General features: G+C 43.3%; 22 protein-coding genes. 10 read left to right on the top strand and 12 right to left on the bottom strand.

From position 1 onward, the window contains the following. Positions 1–26 precede the first annotated feature (26 nt). The 5 genes from MB380_RS16515 to panC all read left to right on the top strand — a co-directional run bounded on the left by MB380_RS16515 (position 27) and on the right by panC (position 6,833). Positions 27–986 (top strand): 1-phosphofructokinase family hexose kinase, encoded by a 960-nt coding sequence (locus tag MB380_RS16515; RefSeq protein WP_253527942.1) that lies wholly within the window; start codon positions 27–29, stop codon positions 984–986. Beyond that, on the top strand, positions 955–1,701 hold the full coding sequence (locus MB380_RS16510; protein WP_253527925.1) for an alkaline phosphatase: 747 nt from the start codon (positions 955–957) through the stop codon (positions 1,699–1,701). The genes MB380_RS16515 and MB380_RS16510 overlap by 32 nt, the downstream gene beginning before the upstream one ends. Before the next feature lie 299 nt (positions 1,702–2,000). After that, on the top strand, positions 2,001–5,546 hold the full coding sequence (locus MB380_RS16505; RefSeq protein ID WP_253527922.1) for a PAS domain S-box protein: 3,546 nt from the start codon (positions 2,001–2,003) through the stop codon (positions 5,544–5,546). Further along, positions 5,521–5,922: a response regulator gene (locus MB380_RS16500; protein WP_253527919.1), complete on the top strand. Its 402-nt coding sequence runs from the start codon at positions 5,521–5,523 to the stop codon at positions 5,920–5,922. Before MB380_RS16505 ends, MB380_RS16500 begins: the two co-directional genes overlap by 26 nt. Positions 5,923–5,990: 68 nt before the next feature. Further along, entirely contained in the window at positions 5,991–6,833 is an 843-nt protein-coding gene (gene panC, locus MB380_RS16495; RefSeq protein ID WP_253527916.1) for a pantoate--beta-alanine ligase, read from the top strand. A 12-nt stretch (positions 6,834–6,845) separates the two neighbouring features. On the opposite strand, the gene MB380_RS16490 is transcribed toward panC, so the two are convergent. From MB380_RS16490 to tsaE, 3 genes are all read right to left on the bottom strand, one after another. After that, positions 6,846–7,250: a hypothetical protein gene (locus tag MB380_RS16490; protein WP_253527913.1), complete on the bottom strand. Its 405-nt coding sequence runs from the start codon at positions 7,248–7,250 to the stop codon at positions 6,846–6,848. A 66-nt stretch (positions 7,251–7,316) separates the two neighbouring features. Then, positions 7,317–8,534 (bottom strand): alanine dehydrogenase, encoded by a 1,218-nt coding sequence (locus MB380_RS16485; protein WP_101725855.1) that lies wholly within the window; start codon positions 8,532–8,534, stop codon positions 7,317–7,319. A 32-nt stretch (positions 8,535–8,566) separates the two neighbouring features. Then, positions 8,567–8,971, bottom strand: coding sequence for a tRNA (adenosine(37)-N6)-threonylcarbamoyltransferase complex ATPase subunit type 1 TsaE (gene tsaE / locus MB380_RS16480; RefSeq protein WP_253527910.1), 405 nt, complete (start codon positions 8,969–8,971; stop codon positions 8,567–8,569). A gap of 220 nt (positions 8,972–9,191) precedes the next feature. Between tsaE and MB380_RS16475 the strand changes: the two genes are divergently transcribed. Further along, entirely contained in the window at positions 9,192–11,093 is a 1,902-nt protein-coding gene (locus MB380_RS16475; RefSeq protein ID WP_253527879.1) for a penicillin-binding transpeptidase domain-containing protein, read from the top strand. A gap of 61 nt (positions 11,094–11,154) precedes the next feature. Beyond that, entirely contained in the window at positions 11,155–12,429 is a 1,275-nt protein-coding gene (rodA, locus tag MB380_RS16470) for a rod shape-determining protein RodA (RefSeq protein ID WP_253527876.1), read from the top strand. 15 nt (positions 12,430–12,444) lie between these two features. On the opposite strand, the gene MB380_RS16465 is transcribed toward rodA, so the two are convergent. The 9 genes from MB380_RS16465 to MB380_RS16425 form a co-directional block, all read right to left on the bottom strand. Beyond that, the gene (locus tag MB380_RS16465) at positions 12,445–13,317 is read right to left on the bottom strand and encodes a family 16 glycosylhydrolase (RefSeq protein ID WP_253527859.1); all 873 of its coding nucleotides are present in this window, start codon (positions 13,315–13,317) and stop codon (positions 12,445–12,447) included. A 92-nt stretch (positions 13,318–13,409) separates the two neighbouring features. Continuing rightward, positions 13,410–15,566: a TonB-dependent receptor gene (locus tag MB380_RS16460; RefSeq protein WP_253527856.1), complete on the bottom strand. Its 2,157-nt coding sequence runs from the start codon at positions 15,564–15,566 to the stop codon at positions 13,410–13,412. A gap of 251 nt (positions 15,567–15,817) precedes the next feature. Further along, on the bottom strand, positions 15,818–16,906 hold the full coding sequence (locus MB380_RS16455) for a Gfo/Idh/MocA family protein (RefSeq protein WP_253527853.1): 1,089 nt from the start codon (positions 16,904–16,906) through the stop codon (positions 15,818–15,820). Between the two features lie 69 nt (positions 16,907–16,975). After that, entirely contained in the window at positions 16,976–18,127 is a 1,152-nt protein-coding gene (locus MB380_RS16450; protein ID WP_253527850.1) for a hypothetical protein, read from the bottom strand. Positions 18,128–18,272: 145 nt separating this feature from the next. Then, entirely contained in the window at positions 18,273–18,782 is a 510-nt protein-coding gene (locus MB380_RS16445; RefSeq protein WP_101725849.1) for an NADH-quinone oxidoreductase subunit B, read from the bottom strand. Further along, complete coding sequence (locus MB380_RS16440) at positions 18,779–19,249, bottom strand: NADH-quinone oxidoreductase subunit A (protein ID WP_253527833.1); 471 nt, start codon at positions 19,247–19,249, stop codon at positions 18,779–18,781. The genes MB380_RS16445 and MB380_RS16440 overlap by 4 nt, the downstream gene beginning before the upstream one ends. A 4-nt stretch (positions 19,250–19,253) precedes the next feature. Beyond that, on the bottom strand, positions 19,254–19,565 hold the full coding sequence (locus tag MB380_RS16435; protein WP_101725847.1) for a rhodanese-like domain-containing protein: 312 nt from the start codon (positions 19,563–19,565) through the stop codon (positions 19,254–19,256). 211 nt (positions 19,566–19,776) lie between these two features. Continuing rightward, positions 19,777–20,559 carry a PASTA domain-containing protein gene (locus MB380_RS16430; RefSeq protein ID WP_253527806.1) on the bottom strand — a complete coding sequence of 261 codons (783 nt, stop codon included), beginning with the start codon at positions 20,557–20,559 and terminating at the stop codon, positions 19,777–19,779. 99 nt (positions 20,560–20,658) lie between these two features. Further along, on the bottom strand, positions 20,659–22,137 hold the full coding sequence (locus MB380_RS16425) for a peptide MFS transporter (protein ID WP_253527791.1): 1,479 nt from the start codon (positions 22,135–22,137) through the stop codon (positions 20,659–20,661). A 581-nt stretch (positions 22,138–22,718) separates the two neighbouring features. Here MB380_RS16425 and MB380_RS16420 point away from each other — a divergent pair. The 3 genes from MB380_RS16420 to MB380_RS16410 all read left to right on the top strand — a co-directional run bounded on the left by MB380_RS16420 (position 22,719) and on the right by MB380_RS16410 (position 24,716). Continuing rightward, positions 22,719–23,585, top strand: coding sequence for a dienelactone hydrolase family protein (locus tag MB380_RS16420; RefSeq protein ID WP_253527788.1), 867 nt, complete (start codon positions 22,719–22,721; stop codon positions 23,583–23,585). A gap of 83 nt (positions 23,586–23,668) precedes the next feature. Further along, entirely contained in the window at positions 23,669–24,181 is a 513-nt protein-coding gene (locus MB380_RS16415; RefSeq protein ID WP_253527753.1) for a photosynthetic reaction center cytochrome c subunit family protein, read from the top strand. Positions 24,182–24,344: 163 nt separating this feature from the next. Next, positions 24,345–24,716: a BlaI/MecI/CopY family transcriptional regulator gene (locus MB380_RS16410; RefSeq protein ID WP_253527750.1), complete on the top strand. Its 372-nt coding sequence runs from the start codon at positions 24,345–24,347 to the stop codon at positions 24,714–24,716. Positions 24,717–24,752: the final 36 nt, after the last annotated feature.

Genomic DNA, 24,752 nt, shown 5'->3' with positions numbered 1-24,752 from the left:
TGATTAAATCCGTAAAACAGATGAATATGAACCAACACAAAATTGTTACCCTTACAGCCAGCCCTGCTGTTGACAAAAGCACCAAATTTGCCGGCCTGGTGGCCGAGCAAAAAATAAGATGTGACGCGCCACAGTATGACGCAGGCGGCGGAGGTATTAATGTGTCAAAGGCCATTAACCGGCTGGGGGGCAATAGCCTGGCCGTTTTTACGGCGGGCGGGGCCTCAGGCGATATGCTGCAGGAATTGATAAAGCACGAAGGTATTGATTGCCATATTGTAAAAACCGCCAGCGAAACCCGTGAAAATTTTATTGCAGTAGATACCAACACCAATGCCCAATATAGATTTGGTATGCCTGCTCCAATGGTTACAGAAGCCGAAACGGCGGCTTTATTAAAAGCCATTGAGGCACTGAAACCCGATTATCTGGTGGCCAGCGGCAGCCTTCCGGCAGGGGTTGATAACGATTTCTACGAAAAAGTAGCAGCTATTGCTAAAAAAACCAACTCAAGGCTGGTAGCAGATACGTCTGGCATACCTTTAGAAAAAGCCATTGAAGAAGGCGTTTATCTGTTAAAACCGAACCTGAGCGAGCTTGCCAGGCTTGTAAAAACTGATAAACTGGAAATTAATGAAGTAGATGACGCAGCTACCGAAATTATAGCCAAAGGGAAATGTGAAATTGTGGTGGTGTCGCTGGGGCCGCAGGGTGCTATTCTGGTTACTGCTGATACCTGCAGGCACGTGCCTGCGCCGTCTGTTCAGAAAAGAAGTACCGTAGGTGCCGGCGACAGCATGGTTGGGGGTATGGTATGGGCTTTGTCTGAGGGTAAAAGTGTGATAGAAATGCTGCTCTGGGGTGTAGCCTGTGGGTCGGCGGCTACTATGAACGATGGCACCCAACTGTTTAAAAAAGAAGACGCAAATAAATTATATAACTGGTTAGTAACTTATGAAAAAAAATATCAGACTCGCCATCATTAGTATGTTGCTTATGGCTAATCAGGCTTTCGGACAGCTCATGCACTCGCATAACGATTACGAACATGCAAGACCGTTTTATGATGCCTATGACCTGGGGTTTGACTCAATTGAGGCCGATTTGTATCTGAAAGACGGAGACCTGTATGTGGCCCATGACTGGAAAAACATTGCAGAAGACCGCACTTTCAAAGCTTTGTATCTGGAGCCCCTTCTAGCACGGATAAAAGCCAACAAAGGCTATGCCTACCCGGATAAGAAAAAGCTTTATCTGCTGCTGGATCTGAAAAAAGATGGCAGGTTGATAATGGCAGAACTGGAAAAACTGCTGAAACCACATAGAAAAGAACTGAAACACGTACAGATTACCATAAGTGGCGACATGCCCAAGCCGGAAGAATTTGAGCAGTACGACAAACTTTTTTACTTTGACGGCCGGAAAACAACGGTTTATTCTGATAAAGCCTACAAACGTGTAGACATGGTGAGCGCCAGCTTTACAGATTTTGGCAAGTACTGGCCCGGTAAGCAGGAGATGCCCGAAGAAACCTACCAGAAAATAAGTGAGTTTGTGATGTTTAACCATGCGAGAGGAAAAAGGGTAAGGTTATGGGGTACTGCCAATACATTGCTGACGTTTGAGACATTAAAAAAACTAGGTGTTGACTTTATCGGTACTGATGATTTGCAGTTACTGAATAATTTTGTATTAAAATAAGATTTTATTTCATTACTTTTGTATGCTGAAACACCAGGCGCTGGTAAGCTGCCCGGTTTTTTAGTTTAGCCTGATTGCTGGCTTTGAGTGAATAAGGGTTCAACCGGAGAGTTTTTCAACTTCTTCCGTTTCTGCTTGCTTATTCTTAAGCGATAAAACTATAAACTGTTAAAGATTATTAATTGCTAAACTTGAGTTAAGAATATTTAAACTACAGGTAAAGACATCATGCTTAACCGAATTCTACCCAGAATTTGATCGGTTACATGTTGCCCTATCTCAGCCCAAAATGATTACTAATGTCCGTTTTTACCAAACAGTTTAACATTCTGGTTGTTGAGGATAACCCGGATGACGTTTTCCGTGTAGAAAAATATCTTTCTGACGGCGTACTTAATAATCAGGTCTTTTATGTCAGAAGCCTGGCTGAAATGAAAGTTCAGCTGCTGGCAAGCAAACCCTTTGATATTATTCTGTTTGTTGTAGATGCCAATTGCTATAATGCTGAAGAAAGGCTGCAAGAGGCCCTGAGCTCGTCTATGGACCTGCCCGTTATCATTATCAGCGATTCGGTCGATAAAAACTTTAGTATCAGAAGCCTTTCTATGGGTGCCGCCGATTTTCTATTCAGACCCGAACTGAGCGCTTCGCTTCTTTACAAAAGCATTCTTTACAGCCTTGAACGCAAAAAAAATCTCATCTCACTCAGGGAGTCAGAAAAACGTTACAAAGAATTGTTTCATCTGAACCCGGTACCTATGTGGGTATATGAAATTAATTCATTTCAGTTTCTGGATGTAAACCAGGCGGCCATTGATTATTACGGGTATTCTAAAGAAGAGTTTCTGAAAATGAATATTCTTGACATCCGCCCTAAAGTAAACATACCAGAAGTAATTGCGCTCATAAACGACTTTAAGAATGAAGGGAAGCGGCTTAAGCGGATTACCCGACACCTGAAAAAGAACGGAGAGATTATTCATGTTGAAATTGCAGGTAACATGATTGATTTCTCGGGCAGAAAAGCAAGATTAGTGTTGTCGACAGACATAACAGAAAAGCTGAAAGCCGAAAACGCACTGCGTATCAGCGAACAACGTTTCAGGGCATTGGTACAGGAAGGTGCCGACCTGATGACAATTATTGACAACGACTTTACTTTTCAGTACGTAAGCCCTAATCATGAATCTATACTGGGCTATTCACCTGATACCTTAATACACCAGAATGCCTTCAGCTTTATACATCCTGATGATGCCCCCAGGGTTTCAGCCGCAGCTAAGGGGCTTAGGCTGCAAGGCAGCATTACAATTGCGCCTTACCGGGTTATGCATACCAATGGTAGCTGGGTCTGGATGGAAACCACCATTACTAATCTGCTGAAAGACCACACGGTGCGAGGAATTGTTTCCAATTCGAGAGACGTAGGAAAAAGACTGGAATATGAGCGAATGCTTCGCGAGTCTAACGAGCGTTATGCGGCTGTGGCTCAGGCAACAAGCGATGCCATCTGGGATTATGATTTACGGGTGAAACGTACTTTTGTTTCGGGCGACGGCTACCTGAAGTTATTCGGGTATCCGGTAGTAAATGATTACCTGGAAGCCAATTTCTGGGAAGACCACATACATCCTGATGATGCCTGCCGAGTGAAGAAGGAAATTGAGGTGGCTTTAACCGGAAAAAATGAGCAGTTTGCTGTTGAGTATCGTTTTCAACGTGCCGACGGCGACTACGTGTATGTATTAGAGAGGGCATTTGTTATTTACGAGCAAGACCAACCCATACGTATATACGGTGCCAAACAAGATATAACCAGCAGAAAGTACCACGAAACCATGCTGGAAATAGAGCGGGAAATTTTTGAGATTAATGCCACCGGAGACGTGCCATTTGAGCGCATTCTTGAAAAACTGACTGTTGAGATTGAGCGTCTTATTACCGGTGCCATTTGCTCTGTAGTAATGCTGGACGAAGAAAACAGAATCAACAAAGTTGCGGGTAGCTCTGTTCCTGCAGAATTCTCAAAGGCGATAGACGGGCTGGCCATCGGGCCACGTACAGGCTCGTGCGGTACTGCCATGTGGCGCGGCGAAAAAGTAATTGTTACAGATATTGAAACCGATGTACTTTGGGAAGATTTTCGGGTGCTGGCTGCTGCATTTAACTTTAAAGCGTGCTGGTCGGTGCCATGTAAAAAAAGCAATGGGGTGGTGTCAGGCAGTTTTGCTACTTACTATACTACCCCAAAGTCTCCGAAAGACCACGAAGTTAAATTCATTGAGAGAGCAGCCAACCTTGTAGGTATTTTGCTCGACAACCGCGAGGCCGGTGAAAAGCTGAGGAGGTCTAAAGAGAGATATGATATTGTGATGAAAGCCACCAGCGATACCATCTGGGATATGGACCTTACCAGAAACCGCATCACCTATAACAAAGGGATTAACAAGGTTTTTGGATACCCGCCAGAATATGTTCAGGTAAATGATGCCCGCCTGTGGTGGGAACAAACCGTACACCAGGAAGACAAGAAGAAAGTATATGATTTTCTTAATAATGTATTTGAAAAAAAACAATCAAACATAAAGTTAGAGTACCGTTTCCGCTGTGCCGACGGCTCATATAAATATGTATATGACCGCGGTTTTATTATGTTAGACGAAGAGAAGAACCCTGTAAGAATCATTGGCGCTATGCAGGATATAACCCGCCAGAAAGAAGAAGAAAACCGGTTGAGGCAATTGGAGTCTGTTATTACAAACACAAAAGATGCGGTTCTCATTGCCAATACAATTGGTAACGACAGCGCCAACCCAATTATAATATATGTAAACGATGCCTGCGCTCTGATGACAGGCCACACACCCGGCGAACTGATTGGTCAACCCCTGCTGGCTTTTTTGAGGCAGAGCCCAAGCGTAGCAGAGTTAAGCAAATTGGAAGAGGCATTTATTAAATGTGAACACTGTGAGGTTGAGCTGAAAAACCAAAGAAAAAACGGTGAAGATTTCTGGATGAATGTATCTGTGGCACCGGTGGCAGACCCCGGCGGAAGGTTTACCCACTGGATTTCTATACAGCGAGACATAACCGATAGAAAACAGCGGGAGCTTGAAAAAGAGCAGTTAATAAAGGAATTGAACCAAAGCAATGAAGATTTAAAACACTTTTCATATATAACTTCTCATAATTTTAAGGCACCTTTGTCAAATCTTATCGGATTTCTTAATATTGTTGACGAAATGTCTATCGATAACCCTGTATTGTTACAGATTATTCAGGGTTTCAGGGTTTCAACACATTTGCTGAATGATACCATCAGCGATCTTATTGATATTCTGGTTATCAGAGACAACGGTTCAATCGAGATTGGCCATGTGCGGTTCGATAAGATTATGAAAAAGGTATTAACACAACTGAATTATCAGGTGGAAGAATCAGAAGCAGAAATTACTACTGACTTCAGCATGGCACCCGCAGTGGTGTTCAACGATACTTACCTTGAAAGCATTTTGATGAATCTGACCACCAATGCAATCAGATATCGGTCATACTCCCGAAAAGTAAAAATAAACATTAAGACAAAATATGAAGGAGATTTTGTTATTTTGACTTTCGAAGACAATGGAATTGGTATTGACATGAAGCGACACCGTGAAAAAATGTTTGGTTTGTACCAGCGGTTTCATGACCGGCCCGATAGTAAAGGCATGGGTTTGTACCTGGTTAAATCACAACTTGAAGCATTGGGTGGCGCTATTGATGTTGAAAGCAAAATTGATTGCGGTACCATGTTTATTTTAAAATTTAAAGTTAGGTATGATAAACAAGCTACTTTGCATTGATGATGACATGACCACATTGATGCTCATTAAAATGGTGACTGAAAAATCAGCTTTTACGAAAGAGGTGATTACAGCATTAAGTGGTAAAGAAGCTCTTGACTACTATAAAACGCTGCTTGATAAGCCCGAAGAAGACACATCAGACTACCCGAGCCTGGTCTTTCTTGATGTAAATATGCCTGTTATGAGCGGTTGGGAGTATCTTGATGAATTTGTGGCGGAGCTATACCCCAGGTTCCCGGATACGAAAGTAGTTATTTTGTCGTCGTCTACTAATCCTTTCGATAAAGAAAAAGCCAAGCAATATCCAATCATTATTGGTTATATATCTAAGCCTATCACCACCGACCTCCTCAGAAAACTGGTTAAGAAATAAGCATTATTTGTTAAATTTGCGGTGTTAATATCTGCCGGGTATGGGCAACCACCAAATTTATTCAGCAAATGATTGTCTTTTCTTCTATATCAGCCATACAGTCTTTCTTAAAAAATCAGCAAAAAGCTGGTAAAACAATTGGCTTTGTGCCTACCATGGGGGCGCTTCATGCAGGTCATATCTCTTTGATTGAGGCTTCGAAACAAGAAAACAACCTGACGGTCTGTAGTATTTTTGTGAACCCCACACAATTTAATAATGCCGACGACCTTAAGAAATATCCGCGCACACTTGAGGCAGATAATGAGATGCTTGAGGCAGCAGAATGCGATGTTGTATTTGCCCCATCGGCCGATGAAATGTATCCGGCCTTACCTCTGATGAAGTTTGACTTTGGTATTCTGGAAACAGTAATGGAAGGCAAATTCCGTCCCGGTCATTTTAATGGCGTAGGAATAGTGGTTTCCAAACTTTTTAATATCGTAAAGCCAGATAAAGCCTATTTCGGGCTGAAAGACCTGCAACAAGTAGCGGTTATCAGAAGAATGGTAGCAGATTTGAGTTTCGACCTCGAGATTGTTCCCTGTGCAACACTTCGTGAGGCAGACGGTCTGGCTATGTCATCCAGAAACAGACGGCTGTCAGCCGAAGGCCGTCAATTAGCACCCAACATTTACAAGGCCTTGCAGTTAGCTAAAGAAAAACTTCAAGAAGGCGCATCTTCGTCAGAAACTCAGTGCACCATTGACACTTTTTTTAAAACTATACCGGCCATTGAGCCTGAGTATTTTGAAATTGCTGATTTTGATACACTTGAACCAATAAGCCAGGCCGGTGAACCAGGAAAAACTGCCATTTGCGTGGCGGCTTTTCTGGATGGAGTAAGGCTGATTGACAATATCGTGTTCTGATTCCAAAGACAATCAGTCTTCCGGAAATGGCACAAAAACAAAACCGGCAAATTCGTTTTCAATCACAAAAAGGCAACAGTATTCCTCAGGGTTTTTATAGTTTTCTTTAAACAACTCTACCGACTCTTCACCAATTAGATTGCGTTGCACAAATTCATCAAGAAATGAGGCTTTGTAATCAAACTTGGTCTTGAAGTCTCCCCGGCCGAAAAGTAACTGACCTACTTCAACAGGTGTGCGGGTTACTACAAAAACTGGGTGTTCAGAAAACCCACGTTTACGAATCTGATAAGATGCTTCTTTCAGGTGATCGGCCACAATGATAAAATCTTCTGAAATCTTACCCATTATTTTTTTGTCTAATTCGGGCGAATTAGCGTCGTCAAGTATTGTATTTTCGTTTGAATGGTTAATCATGTCTTTTTTTTACTGATTGATTGAACGATTGCACTGATAAATAAAATTGCCTTTACCGACAATCTTTTACATTCTGGCCGCAATTAGCAGGCCAAGGTCTTTATAGCGCAGGTTAAACCTTTGCGCCAGCGGAAGGTTGGTAAGGCTGCCTTTGTAGCTATATACCCCTTTGGTAAACCATTGTTTGGCAAAAATCATTTCTTCAATGCCGCCTACTTTGCCTGTTTTAAGTAAAAAAGGTGTAAAAACATTGCTCAGGGCAATGCTGGCCGTATGCGCCACACGAGATGCAATGTTGGGTACACAATAATGGGTTACACCGTATTTCTGGAATGTAGGCTGCTTGTGAGTTGTCATTTCTGAGGTTTCAAAACAACCGCCCTGGTCAATAGATACATCAATAATAATAGAGTTTTTCTTCATGGCCGAAACCATTTCTTCTGTTACAACTACCGGAGCTATGCCGTCTTCGGCGCGCATGGCGCCAATTACCACGTCAGCGCCCGACAATTCGGCACCCAGTGTTTCAGAATCAATAATAGAAGTGTAAATCTGTTGCCCAATGGTATATTTTATTCTTTGCAGCCTGTAAATGTGCTGGTCGAAAACCTTTATTTCTGCCCCAAGTGCATAAGCGGCACGTGCGGCATATTCGCCAACGGTGCCTGCCCCGAGTATAACCACCTTGGTAGGCGGCACGCCGGTAATACCACCCAGAATAATCCCTCTTCCGTTGTGTACGCTGCTTAACAATTCTGCCGCAACCAACATTACTGTGTTTCCGGCAATTTCGCTCATGGCCCTTATAATGGGCAAGCCGCCAACTTTGTCCTGAATTAGCTCAAAAGCAATACCGGTTATTTTTTTCTCATTCAGTCGTTCAAAATATTTCCTGTCAAGATTGGGTACATTCAATGCCGATATCACCGTCTGGTCTGTTTTCAGATACTCGGTTTCTTTTTCGGTAAGCGGCTCTATTTTAAGTATAATATTGGCCTCAAAAACTTCCGCCTGCGAGTAGACAATTCTGGCTCCGGCTTCGCTGTACTCGTTGTCGGTAAACTTGGCGGCATCGCCAGCGCCACTTTCCAGAATTACCTCATGGCCATTTCTTACAAGCAGGCTTACGGCATCAGGGGTAAGGGCAATGCGGCTTTCCTGCAGCGATGTCTCCCTTGGCAGGCCAATAAATAGGCTTTTATCTCCCTTTTTTATCATCTCGGGCGACTCCTGCGTGTAAAGCACCGATTGCCTTGCTAGTTCAGAAACAGATTGGCCTGTCATAGGTTAGTTATTATTTAGTTTGCTACGTTGTATTAATTCAACCACAAATTTCGGCTTTTTTCATCAATAACCGATAGCCGTATTGTATAACAATTTTCAGGCAGAAGAGATTCTACTTTTTCGGCCCATTCAAGCAGGCATATATTGCCCGAATCGAAATATTCTTCCACCCCGAAATCAAGCGCTTCCGATTCCCGCTTAAGTCGGTAGAAATCAAAGTGGTAAACGGTGTTACCTGTGGCAGTGAGGTATTCATTTACAATGGAGAAAGTAGGGCTTTGTACAGCCCCTGTAATGCCCATTCTGCCTCCTATAGCCTTAATGAGTGTGGTTTTACCGGCGCCCATTTCGCCTTCAAATATCCAGATAGTCCTTCCGTTTGCCTTGCCAATAATAGTGTCGGCAGTGCTGTCCAGATCATGAATGGTATATGTCATAAATTTAATACCCGTTAAGTAATCAATACAAAAATCGCATAAATCCATGAAATATTCCAATCGGTTGGTATTTAATAAATTTCTGAAAGAAAATTTACTTTTTCTGGCTTCAAAATATGTTTTTATGTTGTTTTTTCATGAACTTTGTTAAACGAAAACTACGCCCCCGTGTGGTTATCCTTTCACTTTTTCCCAATTCCTTTTTTTGTAAGTTTTTTTTATGTTTCAGGACCGCAAGCAGGTAATCCTAGGCGTTTTCTTTGCTATTTGTGCTGTTTACCTGTCAAGGTTGTTATATCTGCAGGTGATAGACAAAACCTACCATTCGGTAGGGTCAACAAATGCCATCAGAAAAGAATGGCAGGTGCCTGTTCGCGGACAGATCTATGACCGTAACGGTAATTTGCTGGTGGCTAATGAAGACGTCTACGATATGTATGTGGTGCCGGGCAAAGTAAAAAAACTGGATACTTCTATGTTTTGTGCTTTGCTGGGTATAACCAAAAACTACATAGACAGCACCATGGCAGCGGCCCGGTCATATTCGCGCAACAGGGCGTCGTTGTTTCTACGGCAATTGTCTAAAGAAGATTACGCGAGGGTGTCTGATGCCATGCTTAATTTTCCGGGGTTTTCGTTTGAGTTGTCTTTTTTTCGAACCTATCCGGCGCATACGATGGCCAATGCCTTAGGGTATATTGGCGAAATAAGTAAAAAGGCTTATGAGAATCAGGAAGTGGAGTATTACAGGCGTGGAGACTATGTGGGCATAACCGGCCTTGAAAAACAATATGAAATGGAATTGAGAGGAAGGCGAGGTGTAAAATTTACGATGATGAACGTAAAAGGAGAATTTAAAGGCTCTTATGCTGATGGCAAGTATGATACACTGGCTGTAATTGGTAAAAATTTATACACGTCTATTGATATAGAGGTACAGCAACTGGCCGATAGCCTTTTTAATGGTAAAACCGGCTGCGCCGTTGCCATTGAGCCATCAACAGGCGAGATTCTGGCTATGGGTTCTTACCCTTACTACGACCCCAACATACTGTCTGGAAAACAGTTTGCCAGAAATTTTAAAGAATTATACAGGAATCCGGACAAACCACTGAACGACCGTGTGGCAACCGGTTTTTTCAGACCCGGCTCTACGTTTAAGCTTGTGCAGGCACTGGTAGCCCTGCAAATGGGAGCCATCAGTCCGTCAACCGCCTTTCCGCTAGGTGGCGCGCCGGTAAAATGCCATCCGCATGCCGGTTCACCCAACGACTTGCACAATGCTGTCCGGTTTTCATGTAATCCTTACTTTTATCATGTATTCCGCAAGACCATGGCCATGGGTACCGAGACCAACCCTTTCAGAGAAGCGCCGGTAATGCTTAGTAAATGGCAACAAATGGTGGCCAGATTCGGTTACGGAAGCAAACTGGGCATAGACCTGCCAACCGAATCAAGCGGTTTGCTGCCGGGTATAAAATATTATGACAAACGCTATGGTGCGCATCAGTGGAAATTCTCAAATATTTACTCTTTAAGCATAGGTGAAGGAGAAGTATCTGTAAATATGCTGAAAATGGCTAACTTAGCAGCCACAATTGCGAACCGGGGCTATTGGATAACCCCACACCTTGTAAATGGAGTAGGGCAGCAGGCTAAAGGGGTGAATACGGCACTGAAAGAGGTGCATAAAACAGATATTGACCCGAAGCACTTTGAAGCCATTATTGGGGGTATGCAGGATGCTGTAGAGCGCGGAACGGTATCTGGTGGAGCAGGAATTGTGCAGGGCATAGCTATTTGCGGCAAAACAGGTACTTCTCAGAATAAGAAAGGGAAGGATAATTCGGTTTTTATAGCGTTTGCACCAAGAGAGAATCCTAAAATTGCCATTGCGGTAATGGTGCAGAATGCCGGTGCCGGAGGCTCTGTTGCTGCGCCGATTGCCACGTTGCTGATTGAGAAATACCTGAAAAGGAAAGTGGAACGTCAGGAACTAAAAGAAAGGATGGTTAACCTGTCAATAAAAACAGTTGAGGCCATGGCTGCCAGGAAGCAGGCCGGTGTACCGACAAAAACAAATAGCCATGCGTTGGCATTGGCAGCGCAGCCCAAGCATTAAAATAATTACTAAGAAATTTTACAGCACCTAATAAATAATCAGCTAAGCATAATTAGAAAACATGGCACGTGACATTGACATCAGAGAAGGAATTGACTGGACAACCATCTGGCTTTATATAGCCCTGGTTTTTTTTGGCTGGCTGAACATCTACGCAGCGGTATATAACCCTGAAAACCCTATTGAAATTATTTCTTTATCACACAATGCTGGCAGGCAGCTGATATTTATTGGTACATCATTTTTTCTGATTCTTATTGTATTGTTTATAGATTATAAATTCTATGACTCCTTCGCCTACATATTTTATGGGTTTATTATTCTTGTACTCATTGCCACCATATTTCTGGCCACTGAAATTAAGGGTTCTAAATCCTGGATTAAAATAGGCACCTTTTCGCTTCAACCCGCCGAAATATCCAAAGTTATTACGGCCTTGGCTTTATCTCGGTTTCTGAGTACCCAGAACGTGAACATCACCCGTTTTAAAGATGCCCTGGTGGCTGCCGTAATAGTGCTGCTGCCGCCTGTAATTATTATTTTACAAAAGGAAACCGGCTCGGCGCTTACTTTTGCTGCTTTTATAGCTGTTTTTTATCGCGAAGGCCTACCGGGTATCTATCCGGCATTGGGTATATCGCTGGCAATTTTGTTTGTGCTTACACTGTTTTTCTCTAAATTATACATCATACTGGGTATTGCGGTGCTTTGTGGGTTATTCTGGTATTTTTTCCTGAAACGCTACGAACGCACCACCCAGAATATCTTCAGGCTTGTGGCCGTGTTTGCCATAGGCTCAATATTTGTATTCAGTACCGATTTCTTTATAACCAAGGTGTTGAAACCACATCAGCAAAAGCGTATTCAGATATTGGTGAACCCGGACTCGGATCCGTTGGGTGATGGCTGGAACGTTACACAATCAAGAATTGCCATCAGTTCTGGTGGGTTAATTGGCAAAGGGTATTTACAGGGTACTCAAACCAAGTTTGATTTTGTACCTGAGCAGTCAACTGACTTTATTTTCTGTACCGTAGGCGAGGAGTGGGGCTTTCTGGGTAGTTTAATTGTAATACTGATTTTTGCAGCATTGCTTAACCGTATTATTAATCTGGCTGAAAAGCAACGAAGCAAATTTGCCAGGATTTACGGCTACTGCGTGGCCTCAATTCTGTTTTTTCACTTGCTGGTTAATATCGGTATGACCATCGGCCTGATGCCCGTTATTGGTATTCCGTTGCCTTTCTTAAGCTATGGGGGGTCGTCGCTTTGGTCGTTTACCATTCTTTTATTTATCTTCTTAAAGCTGGACGCCCACCGGAGCTACAGAGTATAAAAGCAAAAGGGCGAGTTAGTCGCCCTTTTGGTATATCCTTACGTAGTCTACTTCGTAGGTAATCAGGTCTTTTTGGGGTTTGCCGCCATTGCCGCCCAGTGCCAGGTTAAGCAACAGGTAATGTTCTTGCAAAAAGCCGTTGCTGCCGTCGGCATTAATTGTTTCGGTAAGCAGTGTGGTGTTGAGCAGCTCGTCATCCAGATACAGGCGGATGGCGTCTTTGTCCCAATCCATGCGCCAGATATGAAATTTCTTCACCCAGTCTTTATCTCTGGCGGTGAATTTCGCCAGCGGTATTTTCTCTTCATCCCATTTGGCCACATAAGGTTTGTCGGTTCCCCAGGCTACATTGGCCAGTATGGTTGGTATTCCTTTTACCCTATAAAACTCCATCAGGTCAACTTCACCGTTTGATGGCCAGGGTTTGCTGATGCCCAGGGTCCAGATGGCAGGCCATGAACCCAAAGCGGAGTCTATACGTGCTCTCACTTCAACTCTTCCAAATTGCCATTGTTTCAAGCCACGGGTCTGGATACTGGCAGAGGTATATTCAGAGTAGGCTCTGTTTTTTCGCCAATCAGTGCTGCCTGACTCATAGTTCGGGTTTTTGACAGCCTCTTTGCGGCCTTCAATTAGCAGCACCCCATTTTTTATTGTGGCGTTGTCTGGCTGGTACCATTGTGTTTCCTGATTCCTCACAAACCCTTTTTCGTATTGCCAGTAATTGGGGTCTGGCTTGCCATTGCTGTTGAACTCATCATGCCAGATGAGTTTCATACCTGCTATTGTTTTGGGTTTGGTGTGGTCTGGCTTGTAAGCTGAAATACTTTGTGCATTTACACCAAATTGCGACAAGACAATGCCTGCCATAACCAATGATTTTTTCATAGATACTGATGAGTGAATTTTGGGCAAAGTTCTCATCTTTTATTCAGAAAATCAGTAAGCGCCATTAAAATAATATTTCTGTTCCGGTGGGTTTAGAAGACGTTGAGCCTGGCACCTATAAACCCTCTGATACGTTGCATCGGGGCATAGTTATAGCTGGGGTCAAACTGTTCGCTGAAAGGAGCATCAGCTCTGAAAATCGGGTGCTGAGGTATAAAATTGGTGAAGTTTTTTAAACCCCCGTAAAGTTGTAAACCTTTTTTCAGGCGTTTGGTCAGTTGTATGTTATGCAGCCCGAACCAGGGGGAGTATTCCGGGCGGGTGTCGCCGTATTCCCGAACCACCGGCAGACGCATAGGGCTGTAAAGATTGCCGGTTAAATCTATTGTTAGCTGTGCTTTTTCAAAGGCATAGCTTAATGAATAATTGCCGGTAAAGTTGGGCGTCTGAATCTGATTGATTTTAGTGCCGTCTTTTTCAATCCGGTACACATCCATCAGCGTTGCGCCAATAAATGCTTTAATGCCTGAGGTAAAGGCTAATTCGCCATTCAGTGCTATTCCTTTAGAAATACCATGCCCTTTCAGGTTGTCGTACACTACCAACTCCGGGTCCTGGTCGTAATCGGCAATGATTTTATTGGCAAAATAGGTATAGAAGGTATTGAACTGAATGTTGCCATAGCCGTTACTTAAGGCAAAGAATTTATGGTAGTCGAGGTTAGCATTGAAAGAGCGTTCAGGTTTCAGTTCATTTTTTATCACTACTTTACGCGAGCCTGTCAGAGCGGCGTGGTCTTCTGAAAAGAGATTTACCACGCGGTAGCCATTACCAAGGCTTAATCTGAAAATATTGTCTTTGTCGGGCGTGAACTTCCAGTTGAAACGGGGTGAGAAAATACCGCCATGTTTTGAGTTATAGTCGTAGCGCAGGCCAACCAGCATTTTGTTTTTGGCGCCAGCCGTAATTTCGTCTTGCACAAATATACCCGGCAGCCATATTTTATCTGGCGCATTGCCAATGCCGGGTGTCTGGGTAATTACGGTGTTGTCATCATAAAACGTATTTCGGAGCGTTGCTCCGAACAGTGCGTCATGGTTTTTGTGCAGTTTTTTGTCCCAAAGCAATTGCCCGAAAGCTATTTTTTGCACGGCTACATAGGCGGTTGTTCCATATACCGAGTTCTGGTCGTGCTGATTGATGGAGAAATTAAGCGTAACTTTTTCTTTGTCGAACGGCAGCTGATAATTACCCAGCAGCTCCCAGCGTTTAGTAAAGATAGACTCGCCGTAAACTTCACTGCCGCCTCTGTTTATTCTCTGCCACTGCATTTCTCCTCCAAATCGGTCTTCATACACATAGCGGGCAGCCAGATTAAAAGCCCTGTTTTGCGGTCTTTGAAATGACCACTTGTTGAATAACGATACTCTGTTCTGGAGCGTAACATCGGTAAAATTATCCTGATTGATATCTACTCTGTTGCCAAATACAAAATAGTTGCCGGAAAACAGCGTTGTGGCATTGCCGACTTTTGCCTTGATTCCGGCATCGAAATTGTTTTCCAGGTAACTGGTCGTGTTCCAGTCGAAACTCAGTTTAGGTGCCTTTGTCGGATTTTTGGTTATAACATTAATCAACCCGCCGACTGCCTCAGAACCATAAATGGTAGAGGCGGGGCCTTTCATTACCTCAATGCGCTCAACAATGGAATTGGGGATACCACTGAGCCCATAAACTGTTGACAAGGCCGAAACAATGGGCATGCCATCTATCAGCACCATTGTATAGGGGCCTTCCATGCCATTGATATGGATGTCGCCGGTGTTGCAAACATTACAATTCAGTTGCGGACGAACCCCATTGACCATCGAAAGTGATTCAAATAGACTAGGTGTAGGGTTTTTTCTGAAAAACGTAGGATTCAGTATCTGTATCGGTGCCGGAGAATCATTTATGCCGGTTTCTTTCATGGTTCCGGTTACTACTACTTCATTCAGTTGTGCGTTTTCTTCTTCAATTTCAATTAGCAGATTCACGGCTTTATCGGCAGGTACATTAACGGTCAGTGTCTTTGTTTTATATCCAACACTTGATACCAGCAGCGTTTGTTTGCCCATTGGGGCATTCAATATTACAAATTTGCCATCTTCATTGGCCTGGGCGCCTACGGTTGTACGGGCTATGGTTATGCTGGCAAAACTCACAGGCTTGTCTTTAGATACCACAGTACCTCTTATTTCGCCTGCCATAACAGGTGTAATCCAGCAAAAAAGTGAATAAAAAATAAGTATATATAAAATCCTCATATTGTTCTAATCAAAAATTTTAAAATTCCACAATTCAAAATTAGAACTATAAAATTAAATTTCAAAATATTGCTAAATATATATTTAGATTAAGCTAAATATGTAACAATGTTGCAAAAATTGAAAATTGAATTTTTTGACCAACAAAAAAGCCACCCCGGCAGAGGTGGCTTTAAAAAATAAAATATTTATTGTCAGTCTGTAATCTTGACTGTTCCGCCAGATTGCGCTGCTTTATAAATTGCTTCAACTACAATTATATCTCTCAACCCTTCTTCGCCGGGGGCAATCAGTTTTGTACCATTCATTAAGGCAAGGCAATCTTCATCTAACTGTTTGGCCTGCTGGCTTTTGATGGGGTAATCTATTACTCCGCCCGAATGGCTGCCTTTATTACCATTATAGGCAGAGAAAGGCTCCATTTTCAACCAGCCCTTGTCATAATTTACCTGCAGGTAGTTCATCTGAATACCAAAGCTGGTATGGCAGGCTGCAACGGCTCCACTCGGAAACTGCAATTGAAACAGCATGGTTTCTTCAACCTCTTTGTAGATTTCAGGCCTATGCACAATAGCCTGCGCCGAAACACTGATGGGTTCTTCGCCGGTTGCAAGTCTGGCACCTTGCAAGGCATAAACGCCCATATCAGGCATACAGCCGCCACCCAGGGCTTTCTGTTGTTTCCAATGGGTAGTACGGCCGTCTACATAGCCTGCGCCGCAGGCAATCATGCGTGGCTTACCATATATTTTTTCACGGCCAATGCGCATAAACTCCTGGGTGTTGGGGTCATGCTGGCAGCGGTAACCTATAGCCAGGCTCACTTTATTATCCTGGCAGGCTTTTATCATTGCTTTGCAGTCGGCAACACTGGTTGCCATGGGTTTTTCGCAAAACACGTGTTTACCCGCTTTGGCCGCCCGTACTACGTATTCGCGGTGCATACTAGGGGGCAGTACCACATAAACCACGTCAATATCCGGGTTATTGGCTATTGAATCGAAGTTCTGATAATTATAAATGTTTTTATCAGGTATGTTATATTTCTTTTTCCATTGTTCTGCTTTGGCAGGGGTTCCGGTTACGATTCCGGCCAGATAACATTTTTCGGTTATCTGTAAAGCCGGTGCCAGCAGGTCGGTGCTATAATAACCCAGCCCCACCAGGGCAATGCCCAGTTTGTCTTTTTTAGGAGCCGTACCGGCCAGCAAAGTATGCGGCGAAAACAAGGTGGCCGCTCCACCTACAGCTAAAGATTTGATTGCGTCTCGACGGGTAAACATAGTTTTTGAGCGTTAAGATGAATACTGAAATTTTAATGGAATACACCACAGTTATGCACCTGCTGTGTATTAATATCTATCATAAAATCTTCTGATTCTACCGGTTACCTGGTCATAAATGGGTTTGGTAAACTCAATAAACAATTGTTGGGGTGGCGGCGGCATCAACTCGCGGCGTTCAGCCAACGCCCTTTCGGCGGGTGTCAGGGCGCGCTCATCTCCATTAAAGGTCGCCCATTCATTTACCCAGTTATATTCTCCCGGAATCTCCTCTCGTAACAATACTTTGTTGGTCTGAAAATCGAAAATTTCTAAAGCCAGTAAACCTCTTGAGCGCACCACCTTTCGAGAGCGCGTAAGTTGTGCCGTTACTTTGCCGTAAACCGGTACTTTCTTGCCGTTAATGGTAGCTTCACCGGTTTTTACGCTGTCTTTGCTGGTAACGGTGGCACGGTCGTTGGTCAGGTTGGTTTCGCCAACTACAAAATCTACAATTTCAAGCCTAACTACCTGGTCTGGTTTGAGTTGCATTTTGGTGGCTTCATCAGGCGAGTAAAACTGCACAAAGCGGTTCATGCGTCTGTTGGTTCTTACAAATTCCTCAATTTTGTCCTGAAAATACTCATTGCTGTACTGAAACAGGCGTGAGTTGATTTTCGGTTGCTCCAGCACTATATGGTAAGAGGCGGCATTCAGGGCGTCGTCCATGCGTTGCCCTGCATCTTTATAGTTGGGCGCATAAGTGGTAATGCGTTCCAGATGATTGTAAGCAGCTCTGGCTGCTTCGCGGCTCATTGGGCGGCTGTTTAATAAATCTGTTGCAAGGGCATAGCGTTCTGCTGCGGCTTTTTCACGGGCGCTTTGTTCCTCGCTGAAATAACTTTGCGGATTCACCAGTCTGCGGCATGCGGTGCAGCGGTCTATGGCGCGTTGCATGTCATTAAGCCTGATGTAGTAATTGAGCACCACTTCCCACCTGAACTGCTGGTTGGCAGCTTTGGTGCGTTCTATATCTCTTAAAAATTCTTGTTGCGCATGCTTGTAGGCTTCCGGCAATACAGCAGAAGCTTTTTTGTTATCTGTATCTTTTGATAATTTTTCTGTTGCCTGAAACACAGCCTCATAATAATTGCCCTGCTCTAATGCTTTGGTGCCACTTCTGGTACATGCGGTCAGTACTAAAAAAGAAATAGATGTAATGAAATAAATAATAGTTCTCATTAAAAATCGGTTGATTCAAAGGTATTTATAATACGTGTGCAATATACACTTTTTCTTTACTTAAAGTTTTAGGTGCGCCCTAAAACAAAAAAAACGGGATGCATGAAAATCACGCATCACGTCTGGTCTCTATTGTGTTTTGTTTTTAGTTTTTCAATTCTGCCAGCGACTGCCCCTTTATTTTCTCCTGCAGTTTCAGTATTCCACCAATCAGGGCTTCTGGCCTGGGTGGGCAGCCGGGTACGTACACATCTACCGGTATAACTCTGTCAACGCCCTTCACTACATGATACCCGTGTTCCCAATACGGACCACCGCAATTAGAGCAGCTACCCATTGATATTACATATTTAGGGTCGGGCATTTGTTCATACAAACGGCTGATGCGGTCGGCCATTTTGAAGGTTACCGTTCCTGAAATAATCATGAGGTCTGACTGACGGGGAGAGTTACGGGGAAAAACCCCGAATCGCTCCAGATCATAGCTTGAGGCATAGGTGGCCATCATTTCAATGGCACAACAGGCCAGGCCAAAACCCATAGGCCATATTGAATTGGCCCTTGCCCAGTTGGCCAGTTCATCAATCGACGTAAGTATTACTTCACTCTCGCCGGTTTTAATATGCACGTCTTTTTCAAGCGATTCGAAATTCATTTTTCTTCGTACTTTTTATTCACGTTTTCGTACATGCTCATTGGTACCTTGCTGTCTATTCTGGGTTCTTTCATCTCAGGGCGTACCCATTCCAGATGGCCTTTTGCCCAAACATAAGCAAGCCCCAAAGCAAGTACTGCAATGAAAATAACCATTTCAGCTAAAGTAAACCATCCCCACTGTCCGTTTGTCTGTTCAATCAGTTCTTTATTACCAAAAACTGTAGCCCATGGAAACAGGAAAACCAATTCAACATCGAACAAAATGAAAATCAAAGCCACTACGTAGTATCTAACATTGAAGCGGATATTGGCATTGCCAATAGGGTCTTCGCCTGACTCGTAGGTCATCAGTTTCTCAACAGTTGGTCTTTTGGGTCGAAGCAACCTTGAAATGCCAAAAACCAGCATTACTGCCAGTGCCGCAAATATAAATGCCAGTAGAATTATGCCGAAATCAGATAGCATAAGCTTAGTTCTCTAGCTGGCGGTAGGCCATAATGCCACCAATAACATTGTGAACGTCTTCAAAGCCTTGCGCAATCAGAAACGCTTTAGCCTTGCCACTGCGGGCGCCGCTGCGGCATTGCAGATAAATCGGCTGGCCTTTCAGGGCTTCCAGTTCTGCAATTCTATCGGGTATTTCACCCAGCGGAATCAGTTGGCCACCCAGGTTATCGTCTTCGTATTCATAATCTTCACGAACATCAATCAGGTTGATGGCTTGGCCACCTTCAAGCAGCTCTTTCAGTTGCCCGGCGGTAATGTCATAATTCTTGTCCATTGGTATTTCTTTATTTCGGATTTTACAAAAATAAGGATTGTTGCTAAATGCAAAACTACAATTGCTACAATTAAATTCTATCTGGTAAGAAATTTGAAAAAAAACAGGCTTAATGCAGTTATAAATAAGGTAGTTTAGCCTTTTACGAATAAAAAAGCAGACCTGCAATGCGTACAGATCTGCTTTGTATTTACGGGCAAGAATGGTTCGCTTAATTTGGTATTACCGAATTAGGGTCCATTCCGGCTACTTCTACGTCTATTACATCACCTATACGGATTTTATTTCCTTCAGAGGCGGGCCGCTGTTTCACAATGGTGCCATCTGGCGTGCCATCAACCGGGCCAACATAATGAATGGTTATGTTCAGATTCTGGCCCGAAACCAAAATTTCAGCTTCGTCTGCCAGCATACCTATCAGATTGGGTACTTCAACCATCTGGTCGCCCAGGCCATCGCCTACCACCAGTACTACCTTAGAGCCTTTAGGTACGGCATCGCCAGGTTTTACTTCTCTGCCGTTTACTTTTATTTTCAGTACCGAATTGCCTTCCAGCGCGGGTATGTATTCAGGGTTTCCGGCTATCAGCCCATTGCTCAGCAACTGGTTTTTAGCACTTGATAAAGACCTGTTGATGATATCTGGTATTTTAACCATTGGCGCCGTTTCTGACACAATGGTAAGGTATATTTTACGGCCTTCTTTTACGCTTGAACCCGCCTTTGGAAACTGCGTCAAAATAGTCAGCGGTTTGGCTCCTGCCACAAAAGTACAGTCGCTTACTTCGTATTCCAGGTCACGGTCATCAAGCGATTTCTCCATTTCTTCCAGGCTCATTCCTTTCAGTTCTGGTACGGTAATAGACTGCCCGTGGTTGGTGCTCCAGGGCAGATACAGAAAGAAAAAACTAAAGAAAAGTATCAGACAAATTGCAATGATGATACCAATATGCGTGAAAATATCTGCACGTGAACTTGTACTAAATTTTGCCATTTGTATAGGTTTGCATTCAGGATTCTACTCCGGAAACGATTGTCGTTCTTATAGAATCAATGCAAAAAAAAGGGATTTATTGGAAAATGCAAAGACTTTTTATTTTATGCCGCCTGTCCAGTTTTTCAATGGCTTTTGTAATACCAGAATGATACCGCCAACAATCAAACAGAACCACACGATGCTCATGAACATCTGCGGCATTTGCTGTACGTTTTCTTCGTCAAAGCCACCTGCAAACAAGCCTGCAAATAAATTTCCTAAGGCAGTGGCTACAAACCAGATGCCCATCAGCTGGCTTAAATACTGTTTTGGAGCCAGCTTGGTGTATGCACTTAAGCCAACGGGGCTGAGGCAAAGCTCGCCAATGGTGTGAAACACATAGGTAAAAGTAAGCACAAAGGCAGAGGCTTTCAGGCCCTGAACGGCAACTTTGGCGCCTATAACCATTACATAGTAACCTACTGCCACCAGAAATAGCGCAATGGCAAATTTAACCAGCAACGGCGGGTTGGCTTTGCGTTTTTCAAGAAAAACCCAGATACCGCCTACCATTGGTGCAAAAAGCAGTATAAAGAAAGCGTTGAAGTTCTGAAACCAACTGGATGGCATACCGAATGGTAATTCGGAGTAACGGTCGGCAAAAATCTGTAATGATGAGCCTTGTTGCTCAAAACCTGCCCAGAATAAAACTGCTCCCCAGAAAAGAATAAACAGAATAACCACTCTTTTCATTTCTATTTTTGAGAGGCCTGACGCAAACAGCAGATTTGCAAAGTAAACCAGTACAACAGCCACGCATATTACACCCATTGAGGTGGCAACGCCCTTTTTGCTATCCCAGGCAAAGGTACCGTTTAGCTGCATGGCTATAATAAATATTACCAGAGCTGCCAGTAGAATCCAGCTAAGGGGTTGTAGTTTAACCGGGGCTCCGGTTTCGGTAGTGGTTTTGGCAACTTTCGGATACAACCCTTTGTCTTGCAGGTATCTGGTAGCAAAAACGCGGTAGTTAATCAAGCCCAGAAACATGGCTACCGCTGCTGCTCCAAAACCATAATGCCAGCCAACTTTTTGTCCGAGATACCCAACGATGGTAATGCCCAGAAAAGACCCCAGGTTAATACCCATATAGAAAATAGAAAAGGCGGCATCTCTCACGGCGCCACCTTCGGGGTAAAGTTCACTAACAATAGAACTGATATTGGGTTTTAAAAGCCCGGTGCCAATGGCAACCAGAGCCAGACCTAAAAAAAACACGGCTTGTGAAGACGGGAACGCCAATACAATATGCCCCAGCATAATGGTTATGCCACCATACCATATTGCTTTGCGCTGGCCCAGCACGTTATCTGCCAGCCACCCGCCGGGTAATGAAAGTAAATAAACCGAAAAAGTGTATAAGCCATAAGTGGCGCCGCCTTCGCCCTCGTTCAGGCCCAGGCCGCCGCTGGTTTTGTCTAATAAAAAAAGTAGAAGAATGGCGCGCATCCCGTAATAAGAAAAACGCTCCCACATTTCGGTAAAGAATAATACAAACAAACCGCGGGGGTGCCCGAATAAAGTTTTATCGTTCATTAAGTTTAGAGTTTAGATGTGTTGTCAGTTGATGAATCAAGTTTAATTAATCCGCAAATTTATGGTAAGTAACGCACAATTTAGAAAATTTTATCTATACCGGTTCAAAAATCTTCTGCTAAAGGGGTAAGAGGCTTCATTTTTTAGACAATTGTAATGATGCGGGGCGGTTGCTTATGTGCCTGGCGGATTAGCGAAACAGACCGGGTATTAAGTGAAATGTATTATAGCGAAATTTCGCTACTTTTACTTGTTTCGCATTAAGTAATTTTTTATTTTTGTGTGCTGGTACTTCTATTTGTGGGTTTGAACGCCAAAATGAGAGGATGATAACGAGGTATCGGCAGATGTTTAAGGTTTAATTTTGCTTAGAATAAAAGAATAAGAAAGGCCCTGCCAATGGCGGGGCTATTTTTTTAGCCAATTTATATGTAATAACACATAATTAATCTACACATTTTAGTTTTACATCGCCGATTATGTATATTGGCAATTGTATTTGCCGGCAACGACAAAAAACAATTAACAAAAAAGCTCAATAACTGTTCTGTTATCAAATCAATCTAAACTTTATTCTGACCATGATTAAATCTTTCATTGTATTGCACGCGTTTCTATTGGGTGTGTGGGGTTTGTTCTTTTTCGGAAATACCGAAAAAACCACACCTGCTTCAGAAATTACAATATGCCATACCGCCCCGGAAAATGGCATGAAACAATTTGCGCTCGACCCCGCCTTTCAGGCTTTGCATCCTGCACCACTGGCTATTAATTATCAGGCAACCGGTACTGATATTACCTTCCAGACACCTGATGGCAAAGAAGCCCGTGGCTATTTAATTAAAGCTAAAGGCAAAAGCAACAAATGGTTGCTGGTGTATCAGGAGTGGTGGGGCCTGAACGACTACATCAAGCGCCAGTCAGACACCTACTACAAAGACCTGGGCGAAGACGTAAACGTATTGGCATTGGATATGTACGATGGCAAAGTTACTGCCAACCCACAAGAGGCGGGCAAGTTTATGTCTGAAACCAACGAGGCACGTCTGGAAGCCATCATGAAAGGTGGGATAGCGTTTGCTGGCAAAAATGCAAAAATTGCCAATGTTGGCTGGTGTTTTGGAGGTAGTTTGTCGTTGCAGTCGGCACTTTTGGGCGGTAAGCAAACGGTGGGCTCTGTAATGTATTACGGCATGCCTGTAAGAGACGTAGAAAAACTGAAAACCCTGAACAGCGATGTAATGGGTTTGTTTGCTACCGAAACCCGTATCTCTAAAGAAGTAATTGAAGAGTTTGCTGCCAACATGAAAACCGCCGGTAAAACCCTTACTTACAAAATCTTTAACGGCGTGCACGGATTTGCCAACCCAAGTAACCCCAAGTATGACGAGGCCCTTGCCAAAGAAGCCTATGGCATGTCTTTAGCTTACCTTAAAAAGAAATTTTAATCTGGCGGGCACCTGATAAGTTCCCGTTTTTATTTAAATTCCGCCGTTTTTTAATCTTTACGACTCTAAACTCTTATAAGCCTATGAAGTTGCTTGTTCCTGTCTTGTTTATCATTATCGGCATTTCGTCTTTTGTTACCATTGGTACCACCTCAAAAAAAGACAGCGAAGCCATTGTATGGAAAGATACATTGATGGCCGATCGCGAGAAATACCTGAAAGCCTACAAAGATTCTATCCGTGGCAAAGAAAATGTTGCGGCAGACTCGGTTTTTAAAAATATCAAGGTGCTGAAAGGGAAATCGGCCGAGCAGGTACTAAGTATCATGAACAGCTGGGGCCATGCTTTGGGTGTTACCTGCAAGTTTTGCCATGACCTGAACGACTTTGCCTCTGAAAAACCACGCCATTTTAATCAGACCCGCGAAATGTTTGACATGACCAACCGCCTGAACCGTGAGATACTGGCCAGCCTGAAGACCTTCCGCCAGCCGGTGGTAATGGGTTGTATATCTTGCCACAACGAGATGAAAGAACCCCCGCACGATGGCCCGAAAGTACAAGGTAATGGTGCAAGACCACGGCCGGGTAACTGATTTTCCTGAGCCTTTAAGTTATATTACCCTGTGTTTGCTTAGGCAGGCACAGGATTTTTTTTGTTTATTTGAAAAAAACTATCGAAATAGTTTTGAAACTAAATTATTAGTTATACATTTGTTTCAGAGAAAGCCGAAAAAACATAATCAATTAGAAAATACGATGGAACTCAGAGAATTGACTCGTGCGGAAGAGGAAGTAATGCAAATATTATGGAATCGCGAACCCGCCTTTGTAAAAGATATTCTGGAAGAATTTCCTGAGCCTCGCCCGGCATACAACACGGTGTCAACCATTGTGCGTATTCTGGAGCAGAAGGGTTTTATTGGCCACAAGGCCTATGGTAAAACCCACGAGTATTACTCATTGGTAAGCAAAGAAGAATATAAATCTTTTGCCACCGGAAAACTGATGGAGGGATATTTTGAAAATTCGGTAGAAGAAATGTTCTCGTTTTTTGTGAGAGAAAAAAAGATTGATGTGAAAGAAGCAGACGAGATACTGAAACTGATTGAGAAAATGAAAAAGCATTAAACCTCCTCAACCCGAAACAATATAAAAAACGGTAAA

Origin of the sequence: Emticicia sp. 21SJ11W-3 (genome assembly GCF_024138715.1) — a bacterium.
Taxonomy (GTDB): Bacteria; Bacteroidota; Bacteroidia; order Cytophagales; family Spirosomataceae; genus Emticicia; species Emticicia fluvialis.
Note: the sequence above shows the minus strand (reverse complement) of the source record. Positions and strands in the feature narration are given on the sequence as shown.